Origin of the sequence: Nocardioides deserti (assembly GCF_014266025.1) — a bacterium.
In the GTDB taxonomy this organism is placed as follows: Bacteria; Actinomycetota; Actinomycetes; order Propionibacteriales; family Nocardioidaceae; genus Nocardioides; species Nocardioides deserti.
In genome coordinates this window covers 16150-38147 of record NZ_JACMYC010000007.1, presented here as the reverse complement: position 1 = coordinate 38147, position 21998 = coordinate 16150, and the positions used below count along the sequence as shown (strand labels likewise).

General features: G+C 73.6%; 12 protein-coding genes. 9 read left to right on the top strand and 3 right to left on the bottom strand.

Annotation, left to right across the window (positions count from 1 at the left end; translation table 11 throughout):
• Nucleotides 1–241 precede the first annotated feature (241 nt).
• The 4 genes from H7344_RS13120 to H7344_RS13105 all read left to right on the top strand — a co-directional run bounded on the left by H7344_RS13120 (nucleotide 242) and on the right by H7344_RS13105 (nucleotide 11217).
• Nucleotides 242–1690 carry a hypothetical protein gene (locus H7344_RS13120; RefSeq protein WP_186346464.1) on the top strand — a complete coding sequence of 483 codons (1449 nt, stop codon included), beginning with the start codon at nucleotides 242–244 and terminating at the stop codon, nucleotides 1688–1690.
• Nucleotides 1691–1852: 162 nt separating this feature from the next.
• Nucleotides 1853–4753 (top strand): amidase family protein, encoded by a 2901-nt coding sequence (locus H7344_RS13115; RefSeq protein ID WP_186346463.1) that lies wholly within the window; start codon nucleotides 1853–1855, stop codon nucleotides 4751–4753.
• A 240-nt stretch (nucleotides 4754–4993) separates the two neighbouring features.
• Nucleotides 4994–7582, top strand: a complete 2589-nt coding sequence (locus tag H7344_RS13110) for an esterase-like activity of phytase family protein (protein ID WP_186346462.1) — start codon at nucleotides 4994–4996, stop codon at nucleotides 7580–7582.
• 203 nt (nucleotides 7583–7785) lie between these two features.
• Nucleotides 7786–11217: a glycosylhydrolase-like jelly roll fold domain-containing protein gene (locus H7344_RS13105; protein ID WP_186346461.1), complete on the top strand. Its 3432-nt coding sequence runs from the start codon at nucleotides 7786–7788 to the stop codon at nucleotides 11215–11217.
• A 114-nt stretch (nucleotides 11218–11331) separates the two neighbouring features.
• On the opposite strand, the gene H7344_RS13100 is transcribed toward H7344_RS13105, so the two are convergent.
• Together H7344_RS13100 and H7344_RS13095 are read right to left on the bottom strand one after the other, a co-directional pair.
• The gene (locus H7344_RS13100) at nucleotides 11332–11964 is read right to left on the bottom strand and encodes an HhH-GDP family DNA glycosylase (RefSeq protein ID WP_186346460.1); all 633 of its coding nucleotides are present in this window, start codon (nucleotides 11962–11964) and stop codon (nucleotides 11332–11334) included.
• 37 nt (nucleotides 11965–12001) lie between these two features.
• Complete coding sequence (locus H7344_RS13095; RefSeq protein WP_186346459.1) at nucleotides 12002–12802, bottom strand: hypothetical protein; 801 nt, start codon at nucleotides 12800–12802, stop codon at nucleotides 12002–12004.
• Nucleotides 12803–13147: 345 nt separating this feature from the next.
• Between H7344_RS13095 and H7344_RS13090 the strand changes: the two genes are divergently transcribed.
• Both H7344_RS13090 and H7344_RS13085 read left to right on the top strand, forming a co-directional pair.
• Nucleotides 13148–13702: a C40 family peptidase gene (locus tag H7344_RS13090; RefSeq protein ID WP_186346458.1), complete on the top strand. Its 555-nt coding sequence runs from the start codon at nucleotides 13148–13150 to the stop codon at nucleotides 13700–13702.
• 106 nt (nucleotides 13703–13808) lie between these two features.
• The gene (locus H7344_RS13085; RefSeq protein ID WP_222130640.1) at nucleotides 13809–14585 is read left to right on the top strand and encodes an SDR family NAD(P)-dependent oxidoreductase; all 777 of its coding nucleotides are present in this window, start codon (nucleotides 13809–13811) and stop codon (nucleotides 14583–14585) included.
• 31 nt (nucleotides 14586–14616) lie between these two features.
• Here the strand turns inward: H7344_RS13085 and H7344_RS13080 are convergent, their stop codons facing one another.
• A complete protein-coding gene (locus H7344_RS13080; RefSeq protein ID WP_186346456.1) occupies nucleotides 14617–15075 on the bottom strand; it encodes a hypothetical protein in 459 nt (152 codons plus the stop codon).
• A 130-nt stretch (nucleotides 15076–15205) separates the two neighbouring features.
• Here H7344_RS13080 and H7344_RS13075 point away from each other — a divergent pair, with 130 nt between their 5' ends.
• The 3 genes from H7344_RS13075 (at nucleotide 15206) to H7344_RS21225 (ending at nucleotide 21983) form a co-directional block, all read left to right on the top strand.
• The gene (locus H7344_RS13075) at nucleotides 15206–15700 is read left to right on the top strand and encodes a nuclear transport factor 2 family protein (RefSeq protein ID WP_186346455.1); all 495 of its coding nucleotides are present in this window, start codon (nucleotides 15206–15208) and stop codon (nucleotides 15698–15700) included.
• Nucleotides 15701–15924: 224 nt separating this feature from the next.
• Nucleotides 15925–18222 carry an immune inhibitor A domain-containing protein gene (locus H7344_RS13070; RefSeq protein ID WP_186346454.1) on the top strand — a complete coding sequence of 766 codons (2298 nt, stop codon included), beginning with the start codon at nucleotides 15925–15927 and terminating at the stop codon, nucleotides 18220–18222.
• A 446-nt stretch (nucleotides 18223–18668) separates the two neighbouring features.
• On the top strand, nucleotides 18669–21983 hold the full coding sequence (locus H7344_RS21225; protein ID WP_186346453.1) for a DEAD/DEAH box helicase: 3315 nt from the start codon (nucleotides 18669–18671) through the stop codon (nucleotides 21981–21983).
• Nucleotides 21984–21998 lie beyond the last annotated feature (15 nt).

Genomic DNA, 21998 nt, shown 5'->3' with positions numbered 1-21998 from the left:
GCATCTGTCGGCTGGTGCTCACCGATGGTCCTGGCCCAGTCGCTCGCGCGCGGAACTGCCTACGTACGGGGACGTTGGCTTCAGCGCACCAGAGGCGGCGGGGCGGTCCCCGGAACTTGGGCCTCGAAGCGGCTCCCGGAGGTAGTTCTTGTTCCGCGCCGGGCGCACGCTAGACATCGCCGTCCCCGCACAGTTAAGGATTAGGACGAGGTCACCAACGCGCCAGGGCAGGATGGCGAACATGGCGGACGAGCAGCACGGACTGGTGTTCCCGAGCGACGACGAAGGTCGTCGCAGCACGACCGCGGTGGGGCGGGCGGTGGTGGCGGATGCGTTGCGCGCCGTCGACGAGGTGGGGGCGCGGGCGGCGGAGCGGGAGACGGCGTGGCGCGGTGAGTACCTGTTGTACTTCCGCCGGCTCGTCGAGGCCGGGCTCGGGGCGCCCGAGGACGCGGTCGGCATCGCGCGGGCGGGGCTGAATTCGCTGCACGAGCGGATGCGGGTGCTCGGTGACGGCGACGAGGTGCCGCTGGCCGAGTGGCCGACCGGCAGCGGAGGGACGACGTACTTCGACCAGGTCGAGGTGGAGGGCACGGGCGAGCGGGTCGACGAGCTGGTGCTGCCGTACCGGGGCGACCGGCTCCGCGGCGACGAGATCAGGCGCCAGGTCGACCGGTGGGTCGAGGCGGGTGTGGTCGAGCCGTCGGTGGCCGAGGCGGTCGGGGCGGTGCTGGACAACCCTAAGTGGCTGCGGCTCGAGGGGCACACGGTCGCGGTCATCGGCGCCGCGTCGGAGATGGGGCCACTCCAGGCGCTGACCCGCTGGGGCGCGCGGGTCGCGGCCGTCGACCTGCCCAAGGCGAACCTGTGGGACCGCGTCGCCGACACGGCGCGGGCCGGCGCGGGCACCGTGGTGGCGCCCCAGGTAGGAGCGACACCGGGGGCCGACCTGCTCGCCGACGTACCGGCTCTGTCCCAGTGGCTGGCCGAGCAGCCGGGCACGCTGGTGGTCGGCAACTACGTCTACGCCGACGGCGCGACCAACGTCCGGGTCAGCACCGCCGTCGACGAGCTCAGCCGCCGCCTCCTGACCGACAGGGACGACGTGGCGCTGGCGTTCCTCGCCACGCCGACGGACGTCTTCGCGGTGCCCGGGGAGGCGGTGGCGCAGGCGACGGAGCGGTACGAGACGCGGTCGCGCACCGCCAAGACGGTCGGTCGTCCACTCCGGGCGGCGTCGGGCGGGCGGCTGCTGCGCCGCCCCTACGCACCCGGCACGGCACCGGGCGTCAACGACTCGCTCGTGCCGCAGCAGGGCCCCAACTACGCGCTCGCCAAGCGGCTGCAGCGCTGGCGCGCGACCGTCGCCCGCCACGAGGGCGCGACCGTGTCGATGAACGTCGCCCCGCCGACCCGCACGCGCTCGGTGGTCAAGAACCGCGCCCTCGCCGCGGCGTACGCCGGCGCCCACCGCTTCGGCGTCGAGGTCTTCGACCCGTCGACCTCGAACGTCCTGATGGCCGCGCTGCTCGTCCACGACCTGCACACCGGCGGCGGCCCGCGGCACGAGCACCCCTGGCAGGACGAGGCGTACGCCGCCGCGCACGGCGGCCTGTGGCGCACGGCGTACGCCCCGCGCAGCGCGCTCGGGCTGGCCGCGCTCCTGGGGATGGGCGCCGCCCGGGGCTGACCCCTGGACCGGAACGTTCACACGAAAGGGTCGCCCCGCCACGGCGCCGTAACAGGCGGGCAACACCCGCGTCCCTCCTCCTCGCTTGGCTCCTGCCCGACCGGCGACACCGCTGGTCAGGAGACCGGCCGATCCCCTCCGGCCGGTGCGAAGGAGCGACGAATGACGAACACCCAGAAGGCGAGGACCGCGCGGCGCCGGACGGCGCGCCGCGCGGTTCCGTCCCTGGCCGCGGCCGCCCTGGCCGCCGGCGCGCTGACCGTCGGGACGCTGGCGGCGACGACCGCGCCGGCGGCTGCGTACAACTACGTGCCCGCCGGCACCGGCGACCGGTGGGGCGTCCACGACGCCGCCAACCCCGGCCTCGACACCGGCAGCGTCCGTGACACCACCGGCGGCGCCCTCCAGGGGTACGGCGGCCTGCGCGTGGAGGTCGAGGGCGGCACCAGCCGGCTCAACGGCATCCTGCTGCGCGGCTTCGGCCTGACCTACGACGGCCGCGAGACCTTCACCTCCACCCGCGGCGTCGACGTCGACGGCGTCGTGGTCCGCCGCGAGCTGGTGGTGCCGGCGGGGCAGTCCTACGGCCGGTTCCTCGACTCGTTCACCAACACCACCCGCAAGCCGGTCACGATCCAGGTCGCCTTCGGCGGCCAGGTCGGGTACGACACCGGCGAGAACCAGTCCGAGCTCAGCGCCACCGGCGACGGCGACGCCGCGATCACCGCCGCGGACGGCTGGGCGTCGTGGCACACCCCGACGACCGCGGCCGGAAGCCCGAGCCAGAACGGCCCGTCCGCCACCGTCTTCGGCACCCCCGGCGACGCCGACGCGCTCACCCGGATGGGCACCTTCCTGCACGACCCGTTCGACACCCCGCTGCCGACCGACGGCGACGACGCGAACCACCCCGGCTTCGTCACGACGCTGACGATCGCGCCGGGCGATACCGCGTCGCTGCTGCGGTACGTCGTCACCGGGATGCCCGAGGGACGTGCCGTGGCCGGCGCGACCCGCCCCGCGGGCAGCGAGGTCGCGAAGGTCGAGGGCCTCGCCGCGACCCTCGCGGGCCTACCGGCCGTGGCCGGGTTGACCCTCTCCGAGCTGTGCTCGGTCGCCAACTTCGACCCCGCCGCGCTCGGGGTCGACGCGGCCGACTGCGCCCAGGCGCCGCAGGTGCCGTTCGCGGGCGGGGCCACCGGCGCGGTGAGCGCGCAGACCGCCGCGACCACATCGTCGTACGACGTGGTGGGCAAGACCATCACCGAGCTCGCCGCCGACCTGAAGGCCGGGCGGACCAGCTCCCAGCAGATCGTGCGCGCCTACCTCGACCGGATCGCGGCGTACGACCAAGGCCCCTTCGGCCTGCACTCGGTCATCACCGTCGCTCCCGACGCGATGGCGCAGGCGCGTGCGGCCGACAAGGCGCGCAAGGCCGGTGACAAGCGGCCGTTCCTCGGCATCCCGGTGCTGGCGAAGGACATCATCGACACCAAGGACATGCCGACCACCGGCGGCTCGCTGGTCTTCGACGGCTACCAGCCGGAGGAGGACGCCTTCCAGGTCGCGAGGATGCGGGAGGCCGGGGCGATCATCCTCGCCAAGGCCAACCTCGCGGAGTTCGCCAACGACGGGCACTACAGCCCCAACGCCTTCGGCATGGTCTGGAACGCCTTCGACCCCTCGCGCAGCTCCATCGGCTCCAGCGGTGGCTCGGCCGTCGCGGTCGCCTCGAGCTTCGCCGCCGCCGCCTGGGGCACCCAGACCGGTGACTCGCTGTGGGGCCCGGCCGGCGCGGCCAGCCTCTACTCGCTGCGCGGCACCGACGGCATGCAGTCCAGCGCCGGCACCATGCCGCTGACGCTGATCCAGGACTACGTCGGCTGGATCGCGCAGTCCATCGAGGACCTCGCGATGCTGCTCGACGTCACGGCCGTCGACAACCCCGACGACGTGCTCGACGACGTCGCCAACGGCCACCGGCCGACGGACTGGGGCAAGGCGCTGAAGCCCGGAGCGCTGAAGGGCAAAGTCATCGGCGTCCCCGAGACCGCGTTCGACGACCCGTTCGGCACGACCGCGGTGAGCGACGTGCTGGAGGCGCAGTTCGCGAACTTCGAGAAGGCCGGCGCCACGATCAAGGTGGTCCCGGACTTCGACGACGCGCCGGAGCGCGGCAACTACGGGGACCTCGGCTACGAGGGCTGGGCGCAGTGGATCGACGCGCACCCGGACAACCCGTACACGCTGCCCGAGCAGATCACGCACAACCCGCTGCGGGTGCCCTACCAGCGGCGGGCGGGGGAGTACACCGGCACCGGCCGGATGACCGACCAGCAGCAGCGTGACTTCGAGGCCTACCGGGCGACGTACCGCGACAACATCGCTGCCTGGATGGACGAGAACGGTGCCGACGCGATCCTCTACCCGGCCGAGCTGAGCGAGATCCACCTCAACGACTCGATCAACCCCAGCTTCGGCCGCAAGGACCCGCAGTCCTCGGCCGCCGGCGTGCCGACGGTCATCTTCCCGGCCGGCACCACCGAGAACGGCAGCCCGGTCGGCTTCCAGCTCCAGGGCAAGGCCTTCCAGGACGCCGAGCTGATGGGCATGGCGTACGCCTTCGACCAGGTCGCGCAGGGCCGGGTGCTGCCGGCGTGGACGCCGCCGCTGCGGTACGACGCCGACGCGGTGCCCGCCCCGATCGAGGAGGTCGACCCCTCACCGCAGCCGCAGCCCGCGAAGCCGCGCCTGACGGTGCTCGACCGCACGGTGAGCGCCGTGCTGCCGAAGGCCGGGAAGGCCCGCGTGAAGCTGGCTGTCGGCTGCGCCAGCGTGGAGGCCGCCTGCACCGGCAAGGTGAAGGTGGTGTTCGGGGGCACGAAGATCGCGCAGCCGACGGTGCGGGTGCCGGCGGGTGCCCGTCGCACCGTCACCGTGTCCCTGCCGATCGGCGCTTCGAAGAAGCTGCGCCAGGGCGGGAAGGTGACGCTCAAGGTCGCCTTCGTCGGCAAGGGCGAGACCATCAGCAGCGGCCCGGTGAAGGTCGTGGTGCGCCGCTGACCTGCTTCTCACCTCCAGCCGAACGGCGCCGTCTCCTCAGGGGCGGCGCCGTTCGCCGGTGCCCTGCGATTCGAGCGCAGGCGCCAACCCGCGGGTCTGAGGGACGGGACTGACGGCAGCGACCGACGAGCAGGGCGTGCCGCCGCCGGATGTTCACCTCCGGCTCGCCCACGGCTCACCGAGCGGACCGCCGAGGAGCGGATGCTGCGGGGTCTCGTCACGCCGAACGAAAGGCCCCCCATGCCTGCACGCCGTGGACTGGCTCTCGCTGCCGTCAGCGCGCTCCCGCTCGCCCTCCTCGCGCCGACGCTCCCAGCGTCGACAGCAGCGCCCGCGGCGGGAGCCCCGGCCGCAGCCGCGGCCGGACCGTGGTTCGAGCGGGCGGCGACGTACCCGGTCTTCCAGAACGTCCCGGCCGGGGTCGACCCCGTCGAGGAGACCGTCGCTGAGATCTCCGACGTCACCGAGGACGGTCGGACGGTTGTCTACACCGACGCCGCAGGCAAGCGCATCGGCTTCGTCGACATCACCGACCCGGCGCAGCCGGTCGGGAAGGGCTCGCTCGACCTGAGCGAGCTCGGGGACGCCGACGACCAGCCGACGTCGGTGGCGGTCGTGGGCGACCACGTGTTGGTCGTCGTCGACACCAGCGCGTCCTTCACCGAGCCGTCGGGCCGCCTCGACGTCGTCCGGATCTCCGACCTCACCACGGTCGCCTCCCTCGACCTCGGCGGCCAGCCGGACTCGATCGCGATCAGTCCCGACCAGGGGTTCGCCGCGATCGCGATGGAGAACCAGCGCGACGAGGAGGCCACGCCCACCGGCGGCGAGGAGGGCGACCTGCCGCAGCTGCCGGCCGGGTTCGTCCAGGTCGTGGAGCTCGACGGCGCGCCGGAGACCTGGATCGCCGAGCCGGTTGCGCTCGTCGGCGACGACGGCGCGGCGCTGCCCGCGCTGGCCGGGATGAACACGCCCGAGGACCCCGAGCCGGAGTACGTCGACATCAACGCCGACAACCAGCTCGTCGTGACCCTGCAGGAGAACAACGGCCTCGTCGTCATCGACCTGCCGAGCCGCTCCATCCGCCACGCCTTCAGCGCGGGCAACGCGAAGGTGGAGGGGGTGGACGTCGACGACGACGGCATCTTCGACTTCACCGGGTCCCTCGACGTGCCGCGTGAGCCCGACGCCGTCCAGTGGGTCGGCGACGGGCTCGTCGCGACCGCCAACGAGGGCGACTGGCTCGGTGGCTCCCGGGGCTGGACCGTCTTCGACGCCGCCACCGGCGAGGTCGTCTGGGACGCGGGCCGCTCGTTCGAGGACCTCGCCGTCGCGCACGGCCTGTTCAACAACGACCGCGCCGACAACAAGGGCGCCGAGCCCGAGGGCCTGGCCTTCGCCGAGATGCGGGGCACGCCGTACGCGTTCGTGGGCTCCGAGCGCAGCAACTTCGTCGCGGTCTACGACATGACCGACCCGCGGAAGCCGGTCTTCCGGCAGGTGCTGCCCACCACCAACGGGCCCGAGGGCCTGCTGCCCGTGCCCGAGCGGGACCTCCTGGTCGTCTCCTCCGAGGAGGACGACGCCTCGGCCGGCGTCCGCGCCACGGTCGGCGTCTACCAGCTGGGCGACGCGAAGCCGCGGTTCCCGTCGATCGTCTCCGTGCCCGCTCCGGGAGAGCCGGCCGGCGCCACGCCGATCGGCTGGGGTGCGCTCGGGGCACTCAGCGGCGTGCCGGGCAGCCCGCGCCGGCTGTACGCCGCCAGCGACGCGGCGTACGCCACCGGTCGGATCTACTCCGTCGACGCGAGCGCCTCGCCGGCCGTCATCGACGACGTGCTCGAGGTGAGCACGCCGTCCGGCGAGAAGCCCGCGATCGACATCGAGGGCCTCGCCGCCCGGCGCCAGGGCGGGTTCTGGCTGGCGGTCGAGGGAGCCACCGGCGCCGAGAACGCGCTCGTCCGCACCGACGCCGCGGGCGTCGTGCGCCAGCGGGTCGCGCTCCCCGCGGACGTCGTGGCCGGCCTGGGCAAGTGGGGCCTCGAGGGCGTCACCATCCGCCGGGGCAAGGGCGGGGAGCAGGTCTTCGTCGCCCTCCAGCGGCCGGTGGCCGGTGAGTCGACCGCCCGGATCGGACGGTACGACGTGCGGCGCGGGACGTGGACCTGGTACGGCTACCCGCTGGAGACCACGGAGGTCGCCGGCGACTGGATCGGCCTCTCGGAGCTGACCTTCGTCGACCGCGACACGTTGGCCGTCATCGAGCGGGACAAGCTCAACGGCCCCAGCGCGGCGGTCAAGCGGATCTACACCATCGACGTGCCGGGCCGGACCTCCGGCGAGGTGACCCCGCTGCGCAAGCGGCTCGCCGTCGACCTGCTCCCCGCGATGCAGGACCAGCGCGGATGGACCCAGGAGAAGCTCGAGGGGCTCGGCATCACCGGCGCCGGCCGGGTCTTCGCCGTCACCGACAACGACGGGGTGAGCGACGCCACGGGGGAGATCCAGCTGTACTCCCTCGGGACGGTGCGCTCGACCTTCGGGCGCTCGGTCGCCACGCGGACCCGGCTCTCGGCCTCCCGCGAGCGCGGTCGGCGCGGTCAGCGCGTCCGGCTGACCGCCGTGGTCGGGCCGGGCACCGACCAGGGCCGCGTCGTCTTCACCCGGGGCGGACGGACCGTCGGCACGGTCCCCGTCGCCGACGGCCGCGCCCGGCTCACCGTGCGGCTCACGAGGACCGGCGTCGAGCGGTTCCGCGCGACGTACCGCGGGGGAGCGCACGCGGCGTCCTCGCGCTCCGGCTGGGTGCGGGTCGCCGTGACCCGCTGAACGCCGTCGTACCCGCTCCCGGGCCCGGACGCCACGGCGTCCGGGCCCGGTGCCGTGCGGGCGGTGTGGTGCGCCGGGTGGGGACTCGGTGACCGCATCGTGGGATGGATCGTTTCAATATGGCCGCGAGGACCGCCATAGTGGCGCGCGTCACAGCACCCCCCTAGCGCTGATGGCGTCCCCTCAACCGAAGGAACTCACCTGTGAGTCGATTCAACAAGCGCGGCCGCGCCGCCTCGGTCGGAGCGGCCGCCTCGGCCGCTGCGCTCGCCCTGTCCCTCGCCGCCGTCCCGACCGTCAGCGCCGTCGCCGGCCCCGACCGGCCCGCCCCGGCGCCCCACCGCGAGCAGGGCTTCGACCCCGCCGCCTTCGCCGACCCGCCGAAGGACAGCCGACCCTCGGTCTACTGGTACTGGACCGGCACCGTCACCCCCGAGGTCGTCGACACCCAGATGGCCGAGCTGCGCGACAAGGGCATCTACGAGGCCGTGCTCTTCCCGTACGGCGGCCCCGGGATGAAGCCGGCGTACTTCACCGAGGCGTGGTTCGACATCGTCGAGCACGTCCTGCGCGAGGCGCAGCGCACCGGCATGCGGATCTGGCTGTTCAACGACAGCAACTTCCCCAGCGGCAAGGCCGGCGGGATCATCGCCAACGGCGGCACCGTCGGCGACACGACCTACGAGCCGAGCCCCGAGCTGCGGCTCAAGGCGCTCCAGCGCTCGACCCGCGTCGTCGAGGGGCCCACGACCATCGACCCGCACGAGACCAGCGGCCTCAGCGTCGCCGAGGGCCGCCTCGTGGTCGACGGCGCGCTCCGGGAGGGTGCGCACCCGCTCGTCGACGGCGCCGACTGGACCGACTACACCGTCACCGGCCGGATCCGCCTGACCGCGGCCGGCGCCCAGCTCGTCGTGCGGTCCTCCGCCGACGGCACCCGTGGCTACCTGGTCGACATCGACGTCAAGGGCCGCGCGAGCGTGTGGCGCCTCGACGGCGAGGAGCGCACCAAGCTCACCACCGGCGTCCCGACGCCGGGCTTCCACCCGCGCAGCGAGCAGACGGTCACCGTCACGGTCACCGGCGACGAGATCGCCCCGGTCATCAACCGCACCGTGCAGCCGGTCGCGGTCGACGCGACGTACGCCACCGGCGCCCCCGCGGTCAGCGCGGAGTACGGCGGCGTCGGCGTGCAGGACGCCGTCGAGGGCCTCCAGCGCGTCACCTGGGGCAACCTCGCCGTCACCGACCCCGCCGGCGCCGAGCTGTGGTCGAGCACCTTCGACGACGTCGTCGACATCGAGGACTTCGGCGGACCCACCGTGCGCGTCGAGGACGCCGTCGCGGCCGCCGCCCGCCCGGCCGGCTCCACCGACGCCGCCGACCTCGTCGAGCTGACCCCCGACCTCGAGACCGGGACGTGGACCGTGCCCGAGGGCCGGTGGGTCGTCGACACCTACGGCAAGGCGGTCCTCACCGACGACTCCAGCGGCTACCACCGCGGCTACCTCGACCTGCTCGACCCGGTCGCCACCGACCGCCTCTTCGAGGTGGCCCAGGGCGAGTACGTCCGCCGGTTCGGCTGGGCGATGGGCACGGTCGTCCCCGGCTTCTGGGACGACGAGCCGTTCATCTCCTCCGCCGAGCCGTGGCCGTTCAAGCGGCTGCCGTGGTCGGCCAGCCTGGACGCACTGGTCAAGGAGGCCGGGTCCACGCCGGGCGTCGCCTACACCGCGGCGTTCGAGGAGCTCGAGCGGACGGGCGAGCAGTACTCCGGCGCCTACTGGCGCGCGGTCAACAACGCGTTCGCGACCAACTACTACCAGCGCCAGGCCGAGTGGATGGGTGACCGCGGCCTGCAGCTGATCACCAACCCGCTGCTGGACGAGGAGAGCCCGCAGGAGCGGATGCACAGCACCGGCGACCTCAGCAAGAACAACCAGTACGCGCAGGTCCCCGGCACCGACATGATCACCGGCGACTACACCGCCGGCGAGCAGACCACCCTCGGCCGCAACGCGGCCGCTGCGCGCAACCTCAGCGGCGGCGACCGGGCGCTCTCGGAGGTGTTCGGCAACTCCGGGTGGGGCGTCGCGCCGGACTTCATGCGTGCCACCATCGGCGCCCTCGCCACCCGCGGCATCAACCACTTCTCGCTGCACGCGATGTGGACCGACGAGCAGCAGATCTACTTCGCGCCGCCCTTCGGCCCGGCCAGCACCTACTGGGACGCGATGGGTGACGTCGACGCGTGGATCGGTCGCGTCAGCGAGATCGGCCGCGGCGAGTCGCTGGCCGAGACCGTGCTCCTGCAGCCGCAGCGCGCCGCGGAGCAGACCCGGACCTCCGACCCCGACCACCGGCTCGACGCCGACCTCAGCGACACGGCGTACGCCCTCGAGCGGGCGCAGGTCGACTTCGACATGGTCAGCGACGGGTCGTTCTCCGGCGACCCGCGGACCCGCTTCCACGCGGAGGTCGGTCGCGGCGAGCTCGAGATCGGTGCCGCGTCGTACCGCATGGTCGTGGTCCCGACCACGCCCGTGCTCGACCTGGAGACCGTCAAGACCCTGCAGGACTTCGTCGTCTCCGGCGGTCGGGTCGCGTTCGTCGGTCCGCTGCCCGAGCACGAGGCCCGCGGACGGGACGCCGCGATGACCGCCGCGCTCGACGCACTGGTCGCAGGCGCCTCCGGCGGCTGGACGGCACGGGGCGCCGGCCAGGTGGCGGTCGTCCGCGACATCGAGGCACTCGACGCGCTCGCCCTGGGGGCGGGGGTCGTCGCGGCCGAGCTGACGCCGGCGGCGCCTGCTGTGCGCGTGCTGCGCACCGGCCGCGACGGCGACGTGGCGTTTCTCCTCAACAACGAGAGCGGCGAGAGCGTCCGCACCTCGGCGACCCTCCCGATCGACGGCGTGCCCGAGCTGTGGGACCCCCGCACCGGCACCACGGACGCGTTCACGACGTACGACGAGGCGGGGCGCGGCGAGACGGTGATCCCGCTCGAGCTCGACCCCTACGAGACCGTCGCGGTCGTCTTCGAGCAGGGCACCAAGGTGCAGCCGCACCTGGTCGGTGACCTGCTGGCGACGTCGGCGGAGAAGGTGCGCAGCACGATCGCGGCGAGCCTGCTCCTCGACGCGCCGGGGACCTACGACCTGCAGGGCCAGTTCCACGGCAAGACCTACCAGGGCCAGGTCACCGTCACCGACCCCCTCGAGCCGATCGCGCTCGAGGGCCCGTGGACGCTGCGCCTGGAGCGCGAGGGTGACACGGCCAGGCCGACTGAGCTCGGCTCGTGGACCACGACGGACCCGACCTTCTCCGGCAGCGGGGTCTACCGCACCACGGTGGACCTGACCGCGGACGAGCTCGCGGACCGGCGGATGCGCCTCGACCTCGGCGAGGTGCGCGACATCGCGCAGGTCACGGTCAACGGCGAGGTGCTGCCCCGCGCGTTGTGGGCTCCGTACGTCGTCGACGTCACCGACGCCCTCCGGGCCGGCACGAACACCATCGAGGTGCGGGTGACCAACACGCTGCTCAACCGGCGCAGCAAGACCCCGCCGCCCTCCGGGCTGCTCGGCCCGGTCGTGCTCCGTCCGCAGGCCGTGGTGGAGGCCAGCCTGCGCTGACCTGGGCGCGACTCGGCCCGACTGACCCCGACCCGACCACGAGCGGCGTCGTCTCCTTCGCGGGGCGGCGCCGCTCGTGCGTCCGGCGGGCCCGTCCCGACCGGTCCGGGCCGGTCAGCCGCGGACGCCGTCGACGACGGTCCGGTCCCGGGCGGCACGGACGCAGGCCGCGACGAGGCGGGGAAGGTCCTTCGCCGGCACGAGGTCGGCCAAGCTTTCCGGCACGGTGGGGAGGCCGAGCCGGTCGGCGCCCTTGGCGGCCAGCCCGTCGACGTACGGCGTGACGTCGGGCCACACGCCCTGCACCTCGCGCAGGAAGATCGCTGCGCCGGCGGGGCCGATGCCCGTGAACTCCTGCAGCGCCTCCTCGAGCGCAGGCACGTCGTCACAGTCCTCGTGCAAGCGCCGCAGGTCGCCGGAGAAGTCGTCGAGCACCTTGTCGGCGAGCCCGTGGAGCTGGGTGGAGGTGCGCTCGTCGTAGCGGCGGTAGCCGCTGCGGCCGAAGGCGGCGATGAGCGACCGGCGCTGGGTGTCCCGCGTGCGCTCGGGCGTGGTGCAGCCGGCGTCGAACAGCTCGCGCGCGGCCGCCACGGCGATGTCGGAGCTGATCCGGGCCGAGAGCAGCAGGCTCAGCACGAGCAGCTGCCACAGCGCCGCCGGCTTGTCGTCGAGCCGAATGCCGGCGTCCTCGGCATACGTCGTGCCGTGCTGCTCGATGAGCGCGCGGGCGGTGTCGCGGTGGCTCATGCCGGTGGGGTACCCGACCCCTCCGGCCGTGACCCGGTCAGGGCGTGGCGGTCGGGCTCGGCAGGGGAGCGCTCGGCTCGGCGGTGGGTGTCGGCGCCTCGAGGGTCGGCTCGACCGACGGCTCCTCGGACGGCACGTCGGTAGGCGCCCCGGGTGAAGGGTCGACGGACGGCGCGGTGCCGTCGGACGGCTCGGTGCTGCTCGACGGGTCGGCCGGCGGGGGCTGCCGGTCGCCGTCGCGGCCGCCGTCGTCGTCGGACGAGGACGAGCCGCCGGTGATCCGGGTGATGGTGGTGCCGCCGTCGGAGTCGGAGCCACCGGTGTAGGACGAGACCGGCTTGCCGGTGAGCGCCTCGAAGACGCTGATGACGACCACGACGAGCAGGAAGAGCCCGCCGGCGACCAGCGCGATCCGCTTCCACGGCAGGACGGCGAGCCGCTCGCGCCAGGACGGAGTCGCCCCGTCGCCGTCACCGTCGGGGTCGGTGGCCGCGGCATCGAGCTCGTCGGCGGCCTCGGCGAGCCGGCGCTCGGCCCGCGGCAGCTGGGCGGCGTCCCCGTGCCGCGCAGCACGGCGTACCTCCGTCTGCGCCTGGCCCACCTTCTGCAGCGCGCGCTCCTGCGCCGCAGCCAGCTTCGCCTTCGAGCGGGCCAGGCCCTGGCTGTAGACGGCCGTGCCCACGGTGGCCGCGATGCTGCCGAGCGCGGCGCCGATGAGCGTGCCGGCGGCGCCGAGAGTCGAGAGCAGGACCGCGGTCGTGATCGCGGCGAGCGCGCCCGCGATCGTGCGGACCCAGTCGATGTCCAGCCCGGGGCTGGGGGTGTCGTCGGCAGCCATCCCTGTCGACGGTACCGACGTCCGAGCGCACCTCCGCCACGGCCGCGGGTGACGAGCCTCACGGGCGCGTCGACTGGGTGAGAGGGCTCTCGGATGTGACCGTGGAACGTCGCCCGCGCCGATGCGCGGGCATGACCATGCCGAACCTGGACCGCGCCGAGGCCCGTCACGTCGCCAGGTGGACACCGATCACAGGAAGCAGAGACGGGCACGGGAGACCCAGGCAGCACGCCCACCACCGCTCCGGCGGAGGCGGGCTCGGGGTGGAGCCGAGCAGCGCTCGGCCGGGCACGGCGCCCGAACCCGACAGGACCACTTCCGCAGGCGATCGCCGAGGAACGACCCTTGAACCACGCCCTCACCGGCGCGCTGCTGCGCGCCCGTCTGCTGTTCGTCGCGCTGACCGCGGCCCTCACGCTGAGCCTCGCAGTCGGTATCAGCCCCCTCTCGCCGACCGCCACCGCAGCCCCCGCCGGTGCGTCCGCCGGCGCCGAGAAGCTACACGAGCAGAGCAGCGCCAAGAAGAAGACCCGCAAGAAGCGGCCCTCGCGCGGCGAGCGCCTCCTGCGCGTCGCGCGCCGCCAGAACGGCGACGCCTACGCCTGGGGCGCCTCCGGTCCGCACCGCTTCGACTGCTCCGGGCTGACCCAGTTCGTCTACCGCGTCGCCCTCGGCGAGCGGCTCCCGCACTCCTCCCGCGCGCAGGTCGGCCGCACCAGGCGGATCAGCCGCGCGGCCGCCCGCCCCGGCGACCTGGTGTTCTTCCACGACCGCGGCGGCGTCTACCACGTCGCGGTGTACGCCGGCGGCAACCGCATCTGGCACGCCCCCGGCAGCGGCAAGCGCGTCACCCGCGCTCAGATCTGGACCCGCAGCCACTTCTTCGGGCGCGTGCGCTGACCACCTGAGCGATACCGCTCACCGGGACCACCCGGCGTACCCCCTCCTCGGGCCTCGGATGATCCGAGGCCCGAGGTCGTCTCGGGCGCGGGACGGAGGAGACGGGATGGTGGCGAGCGGCGGACCGCTGCAGGGACGGGTGGCGCTGGTCACCGGCGCGGGGCAGGGGGTCGGGCAGGGCATCGCGCTCGCTCTCGCCTCCGAGGGGGTGTCGGTCGCGGTCGTCGGCCGCACCCTGGAGAAGCTCGAGGAGACCTGCCGGCTGGTGCGCGAGCGCGGCGCCGAGGCGCATGCGATCGCGTGCGACGTCGCGGAGCTGGAGCGGCTGCCGGGCGTCGTCGAGGAGGTCGTGGAGCGGTTCGGCCGCCTCGACGTGCTGGTCAACAACGCCTACGCGGGTGCGGTCGGCACGAAGCTGCTCGAGACCGACGACAAGCTGTTCCAGAAAGGCTTCCGCACCGGCCCCTTCGCGGCGTTCGCGCTGATGCGGGCCGCCCACCCGCACCTCAAGGCGACCGGCGACGGCTCGATCGTCAACCTCGTCACCTCGGCGATGGTGCGGTGGGACCCGACGACCTACGGCCCGTACGCCGCGGCGAAGACCGCGCTGCGCTCGCTGACCCGCACCGCGGCCGTGGAGTGGGCGGCCGACGGGATCCGGGTCAACGCGATCGCGCCGCACGCGCTGTCGCCCGGCCTGAAGTGGTGGACCGAGAACCACCCCGAGGAGGCCGCGGAGTTCATCGCCTCCATCCCGATGCGCCGCATCGGCGACCCCGAGCAGGACATCGGCCGCGCGGTCGTGGCGCTCCTGGGACCGGACCTGCGGTACCTGACCGGGGCGACGCTGCCGCTCGACGGTGGGCAGGCGTTCTTCGGCTGAGCCGGCCCGATCGGTCGACCTCGGGACGCCGTCACGCGAAGCCGATCGGCTCCCGCTGGGCGAACCAGGTGAGGACGTGCTCGCCGGCCTCGGTCCAGTGCTCGACGACGGCGTACCGGTCCTCCCCGCGTGGCACCCGCACCGACTGCTTCAGCTCGGCGCCGCTGTCGCTGGTGGCGGTCACCCGGTGCGCGCCGGGCGGCAGGGCGAGCGGGAAGGAGATCCAGGTGTGCTGGCCCTCCACCGCGAAGTCGTCGTCGACCACGAGCACGCCGTCCACCTCGACGGTGATCCGCACGTCGGGGTCGTCGAAGGACTGGTTGCTGACGTAGAGGTGCAGGTCCGCGTCCTCGGCGGCGACGAGCCGGATCGGGCCGGTCGTGGGCGGGGCAGCGTCGGGGGAGCCGCCGGCCGGCTCCTCCTGGCCGCAGCCGGCGACGAGCGGGAGGAGGCCGGCCACGAGGGCGACCAGGGCGAGGGGAGCGCGCACGGTCGTACGACGCGCGGGCGCGGTGGTCGGTTCCCTCACGGTCGGGTGGCCGCGGCCGCCGGCCGCAGGACCGGTCCCGCTGATCGGCACGGCCCGCGCGGCGGCGTACCGCCGTTCCTAGGGTCGCGGCATGTCGACGACCGAGAGCGTGACCGGGACGAGCGCGCTGCTGGACATCGCGGCGATCCTGCGGCTGAAGTATCGCTACCTGCGCTGCCTGGACACCAAGAGCTGGGCGGAGTTCGCGGACTGCTTCGCGCCCGACGCGACCGCGGACTACAACGGGTTGGTCTTCGACGAGCCGACGTCGCTGGTCGACTTCATGCGTCGCAGCATGGGTGAGGGCGTGCTGACCATGCACCAGGCGCACCACCCCGAGATCGACCTGGACCCCGACGACCCGGACCGGGCGAGCGGCACGTGGTACCTCCACGACAAGGTCCTCGTCGACGCCTACCGCTTCTCCCTCGAGGGCGGCGCGATCTACTCCGACCGCTACGTGCGCACCGCCGACGGGTGGCGGATCCAGCACACCGGCTACCGGCGGACCTTCGAGGTCGAGACGAACCTCGACGACCCGACGAGGACCAAGGTCCTCGGCCCCGAGGCGCGCGCCCGCGGCTGACCCGCACTGCACCCGCGCCGCACCCGCACCTCACCCGAAGGGACAGGTGCGCGCTGCGCTGAGTCGCGGTAGTGCGGGTTGTGACGCCCGGGCGCGCTTGGTCTCGAGTTCGTAACGAAGCGGCGAAGGAGCTGCTGTGCCCCTTCCGTGCACCACCTCCGCAATGGTCGGGTGACGCCGGCCGCGCCCCCGCGCGGCCTCTCGGAACCATCTCGGAGGAACACGTGAACAGACGCACCACCAGCGTCCTCGGCGTGGCCGCAGCCCTCGGGCTCGCCGCCGGCGCCGTCGCAGCACCGGCCACGGCGACCCCTGCCGCCGACCCGGACGCCACCACCCACCAGACGGCCGGCCAGGCGAAGGCCGACGACCGTCCCGACCCGCTCGAGACCAAGCGCCGCGCCGGCAAGGCCCGCGCGACCGAGCTCGTCGTCACCGGCCAGGCGAAGCCGCAGGACCGCGGCGGCTCGAAGGCCGTCAAGGTCGCGCCCGGCCAGTGGGTCGAGTACGGCACCCAGGAGACCGCGCAGCTGCTCTCCTTCCTCGTCGACTTCGGCGACCAGGTCGACCCGCGGTTCCCGGCCGAGGGCGCCGGCCCGCGGCACGGCCAGATCGAGGAGCCGGGGGAGGACGACAACAGCACCTACTGGCGCGAGACCTTCGACCGCTCGCACTTCATGGACATGTTCTTCCACGGCATGCCGGAGGAGGACGGCGCGTCGTTCCGCCAGGTCTACGACGAGATGTCGTCGGGCCGCTTCGACGTCGAGGGCGACGTCAGCGACTGGGTGACCGTGCCGTACAACTCGGCCAGCTACGGCATGACCGAGTCCAACCAGGACATGTCCCGCTTCATCTCCGACACCGCCACCGCGTGGGTGGAGTCCCAGCGGGCGGAGGGCAAGTCCGACGCCGAGATCGAGGACTACCTGAAGCGGTTCGACGTCTGGGACCGCTTCGACCACGACCAGGACGGCGACTTCGCCGAGCCCGACGGCTACGTCGACCACTTCCAGGCCATCCACGCCGGCGAGGGCGAGGAGGCCGGCGCGCCCGAGTCGGCCATCTGGTCGCACCGCTGGGCGGTCCGGCCGACCGCGCCGGTCGGCCCCGAGGGCGCCAAGCTCGGCGGCGTCGAGATCGGTGACACCGGGATCTGGATCCGCGACTACACCACCGAGCCGGAGAACGGCGGCCTGGGCGTCTTCGCCCACGAGTTCGCCCACGACCTCGGCCTGCCGGACTACTACGACACCAACGGCGGCGAGAACGGCACGGCCTTCTGGACGCTCATGAGCTCCGGCTCCTGGCTCAGCCACGCCGACGACGACGCCATCGGCACCCGGCCCAACTCGATGGGCCCGCACGAGAAGCTGCTCCTCGGCTGGCTCGACCACGCCACCGTCCGCGCCGGGCAGTCCGCGCAGGTGAAGCTCGGCCCGGCCCACCACGCGACCAAGTCGCCGCAGGCCGTCCTCGTCAACCTGCCCAACGGCACCACCGAGACCGAGGTCGGCCCCGCCGCGTCCGGCAGTCGCTACCTCTACTCCGGCAACGGGGACGACCGGACCGCGACGGCCACCAGCCCCACGTTCACGGTCCCCGAGGGCGCCACGTTGACCGCGAAGGTGGACTACCAGATCGAGGTTGACTGGGACTACGCCTACGCCGAGATCTCCACCGACGGCGGGTCGACCTTCACCCCGCTGGCGACCAACCTCTCCACCGACACCGACCCCAACGGCCAGAACGACGGCCACGGGATCACCGGCTCCTCGCAGGGCCAGTGGGTCGACCTGAGCGCCGACCTGGCGGCGTACGCCGGCGAGCAGGCGCAGGTCCGGTTCCGGATGTTCAACGACGCGGCGTACCACGAGCTCGGCCTGAAGGTCGACGACGTGGCCGTCGGCTCGGCGCTGACCACCGGCTTCGAGGACGGCGACGAGGCGTGGACGCGCGACGGCTTCGTGGCGGTCGAGGACGGTTCGTACACCGAGGAGTACACCCACTACTACCTCGCCGAGAATCGCCAGTACGCCGGCTACGACACCACCCTCGCCGAGGGCCCGTACAACTTCGGCTGGGGCGTCTCCGCGCCGGACCGGGTCGAGCGGTTCCCGTACCAGAACGGCATGCTCGTCTGGTACGTCAACGGCCTCTTCGCCGACAACAACACCAGCCAGCACCCCGGCGCCGGTGAGGCCCTCCCGGTCGACGCCGACGCGACCGCGCTGCGCTGGTCCGACGGGACGCTCGCGCGGAACCGGATCGGCTCGTTCGACGCCACCTTCGGCCTCGGCCGCACCGACCCGATCAGCCTCCACCGCGAGACCGCCGGCGGGATGACCACGCTCGACGTGCCGTCGCGGCAGCAGTCGCCGGTCTTCGACGACAGCGACCCGGACCGCTACTACGACCCCGCCAACCCGCAGGGCAGCGTCCGCGTCGCCGGCAGCGGCACCACCATCCGCGTGGTGAACAGCAACGAGAAGCAGGGGGTCATGACCGTCCGGGTCAACTGACCTTCCGCACGACCTCTGCACGACCTCCCTGGGCGGGGCCCGGCGCGACGCGCGCCGGGCCCCGTCCGTTTCTGGTCCAGACCAGTCGGAGGTCGGTGTAACGGGCCGGGGCGGCCGCGACAGGTGTCGGTCGAAGCACCTTCCGGAGCGCGGCCCGGCCTCGGTCCCCCTGTGGGGCCGGGCAGCGATCCACCAGGAGCGCACACGGTCGCCCGCCCTCGGTCCCCCCTGGAGGGCGGGCGTCCGTGTTCCCGGACTCCTTCGTCCCGCCCTCGCCGTCCGGTCCCGGCTGCGCAGGGAACACGGCGGCCGTGGCCGCTTGTTGCACCCAAGCGACGCCCGCCGCAGGGTCATCCACAGCCGCGCCCGGCCGGCCGCGTCGATGTCGGCGGCGCGGGGGATGATCGTCGCGGACGAGACCGATGGACGACGAGACAGGAGGGGCCGTGTCCCAGTCGCCACTGCCGGACCTGGACGAGTCGATGGTGCAGCGCTCCTTCGACGCCGGCACGCTCGACCGGGCGCAGGAGTACGTCGGCCGCTTCGTCGACGACATCCGGCTGGTCGGCGCCGACGTGGACGAGGTCGTGCTGGCCGCGACCGTGGAGGGCTCGTCGCCGCAGCCCTACGAGGTCGAGCTGTGCGCGGTGCGGACCCCGAACCGGTGGGAGCTCTACAGCGACTGCACCTGCCCCGTCGGGGTGGGCTGCAAGCACGGCGCCGCGCTGGCGCTGACCGTCAGCCGGCAGAAGGCAGCGCAGGCCGAGCAGGCCGGCGGGGGCCCGGCGTGGACCGAGCGCCTCGGCCGGGTGCTCGACGAGCTCGACGCCGGCCCGGCCGACGGGCGCACCCAGGCCCTCGCGCTCGAGCTCTCGCTCGACCGGCCCGACCAGCGACGTGACTCCTCCGCGCACCGACGCGCCCCGTCCTGGCAGGTCCGGGCGAGCCGGCCCTCGCTGCGGATGCGGCCCCTCGGGGCCGGCGCGCGGGGCAAGTGGGTCAAACGCGGGGTCGGGTGGGACGAGCTGACCCGCGTGTCGTACTCCCGCACCCACGACCCCGACCAGCTCGCCCCGCTGCTCGAGCTGGCCGGCGCCCGGCGCTCGCCGTACTACTACGGCTCGGGCGAGTCACCGCTCGACGACTTCGGGCCCGGTCTCTGGGCGATGCTCGAGCGGGCCCGCGCCGCGGGCGTGCAGCTCCGCGGCGGGGGCGGCCTGACCTCGGTGACCCTCGCCCCGCGACCGCTCTCGCTCAGTGCCGAGCTCCGGGCTGACGGGCCTGACGACGCCGACACCGGCGCCGCGCGGCTCGTGGTCGGCGTGTGGCACGACGAGCGCTTCTGGACCGGTGACGAGCTGCTCGTGGTCGGCCAGCGCGGCCACGGCGTCGGCCTGCTCGACGAAGCCGCCGGGACGCTGGTCCTGGCGCCGCTGGACCGGCTGGTCCCCGAGCCGGTGCGGCGCCTGGTCGAGAACCCCGACCCGCTGCGCATCCCCGCCGACCAGGGCGAGCTCTTCGTCAGCACCCACCTGCCGCGGTTGCGCCGCCACCTGCCGGTCGCCTCGCGCGACGGCTCGGTGCCGGTGCCCGAGGAGCAGCCGCCGGTCCTGGTGCTCACCATCGCCTGGAAGGGCCCCGGCACGGCCGAGGTCACCTGGGGCTGGTCCTACCGCACGGGTGATCACGAGGTCCGTGCGCCGCTCGACGCGGGCGCGACGTCGAGGGCGGCGCGGCGCCACGACCGCGAGCGCGCCCACCTCGACCGGCTGGACCTCGGCGCGACCGGAGACGAGCTGCTCCGCGGCGAGGACGGCGCGCTGGTCGCGAGCCAGCTGCTGCGCGGAAGCCGGCTGCTGACCCTCGTCGGCGAGGTGCTGCCCGACCTGCGCGAGGACCCGCTCGTCGAGGTCGAGGACGTCGGCATCCAGCCCGACCACCGCGCCGTCGAGGGCGAGCCGGAGATCCGGTTCGAGCTCGACGACCAGTCCGGCGAGGGCCGGGTCGACTGGCTGAACCTCCGGGTGGTCATCGACGTCGACGGCGAGCAGGTGCCGCTGTCCTCGCTCATCGAGGCGATCACCGAGGCGCTGCGCCACGACGAGGAGATGGTGTTCCTCCCCAGCGGCCGGCACCTGCCGACGGCCCACCCCGCTCTCACCCGCCTCGCCGAGGCGGTGCGGGCGGCCGAGGAGCTGTCCGGGCAGCAGGACCCCGACTCGATCGGGGTCGGCGCCGGCGACCTCGGCACGTGGGGCGAGCTGGCGGAGATCGGCGTCGTCGACGAGCAGGCCCGCCAGTGGGTCGAGGCGGCGCGGGCGCTGCGCGGGCTCACCACCCTGCCCGAGGTGGACCCGCCGGGCATGGTGAGCACGCTGCGGGAGTACCAGCTCCAGGGGTTCCGCTGGCTGGCCTTCCTCCACGACGCCGGGCTCGGCGGGATCCTCGCCGACGACATGGGCCTCGGCAAGACGCTGCAGACCCTCGCGCTGATCAGCCACGCCCGCTCCCAGGGTGCGGGGCCGTTCCTCGTGGTCGCGCCCACGAGCGTCGTGCCGGGCTGGGTCCGCGAGGCCGCGACCCACGCCCCCGGGCTGGACGTCCGGGCGGTGACGGCCGGCCGGCGTCGCCGCGGCGAGGAGCTCAAGGACGTCATCGCCGGTGCGGACGTCGTCGTGACGACGTACACGCTGCTCCGCCTGGAGTCCGACGACTACGCCGCGATGCCGTGGGGCGGGCTGGTGCTCGACGAGGCGCAGCAGGTCAAGAACCACCAGGGCAAGACCTACCAGGCCGTGCGGCTCATCGACGCGCCGTTCCGCCTGGCGCTGACGGGCACGCCGTTCGAGAACCGGCTGATGGAGCTGTGGTCGCTGCTCTCGATCGTCGCCCCGGGGCTCTACCCGCACCCGAAGAAGTTCGGCGAGATCGTCGCCAAGCCGGTGGAGAAGCAGGGCGACGAGGCCGCGCTGCGCCGCTTCCGGACCCGGATCCGACCGTTCCTGCTGCGCCGCACCAAGGAGCTGGTCGCCGCCGACCTGCCGCCCAAGCAGGAGCAGGTGCTCGACGTGGCGCTGGGAGCCAAGCACCGCAAGGTGTACGACGCGCACCTGCAGCGCGAGCGCCAGCACATCCTCGGCCTGATCCAGGAGGACTTCGCCGCCAACCGGGTCGCGATCTTCAGCTCGCTGACCAAGCTCCGCCAGCTCAGCCTCGACCCGTACCTCGTCGACCCGGAGCTCGACGCGGTCGGCTCGGCCAAGATCGACCTGCTCGCCGACCACCTGCGCGAGCTGGCCGAGGAGGGCCACCGGGCGCTGGTGTTCAGCCAGTTCACCGGCTTCCTCGCGCGGGTCCGCGAGCGGCTCGACGTCGAAGGGCTGTCCTACTCCTACCTCGACGGCCGCACGCGGGACCGGGACGCGGCGATCGAGGGGTTCCGCAACGGCGACGCCTCCGCGTTCCTCATCAGCCTCAAGGCCGGTGGCGTCGGGCTGACGCTGACCGAGGCGACCTACGTCTTCGTCCTCGACCCGTGGTGGAACCCCGCCACCGAGGCCCAGGCCGTCGACCGCGCCCACCGGATCGGGCAGCACTCGCCCGTCACCGTCTACCGCCTGGTCGCCACCGACACCATCGAGGAGAAGGTGATGGAGCTCAAGGCCCGCAAGGCCGCGCTCTTCGCCCAGGTCGTCGACGGCGACGGGGCCATGTCGGCCGCGGTCACCGCCGACGACGTGCGGGCGCTGCTGGAGGACTGAGGCCGCCCCGGGGCA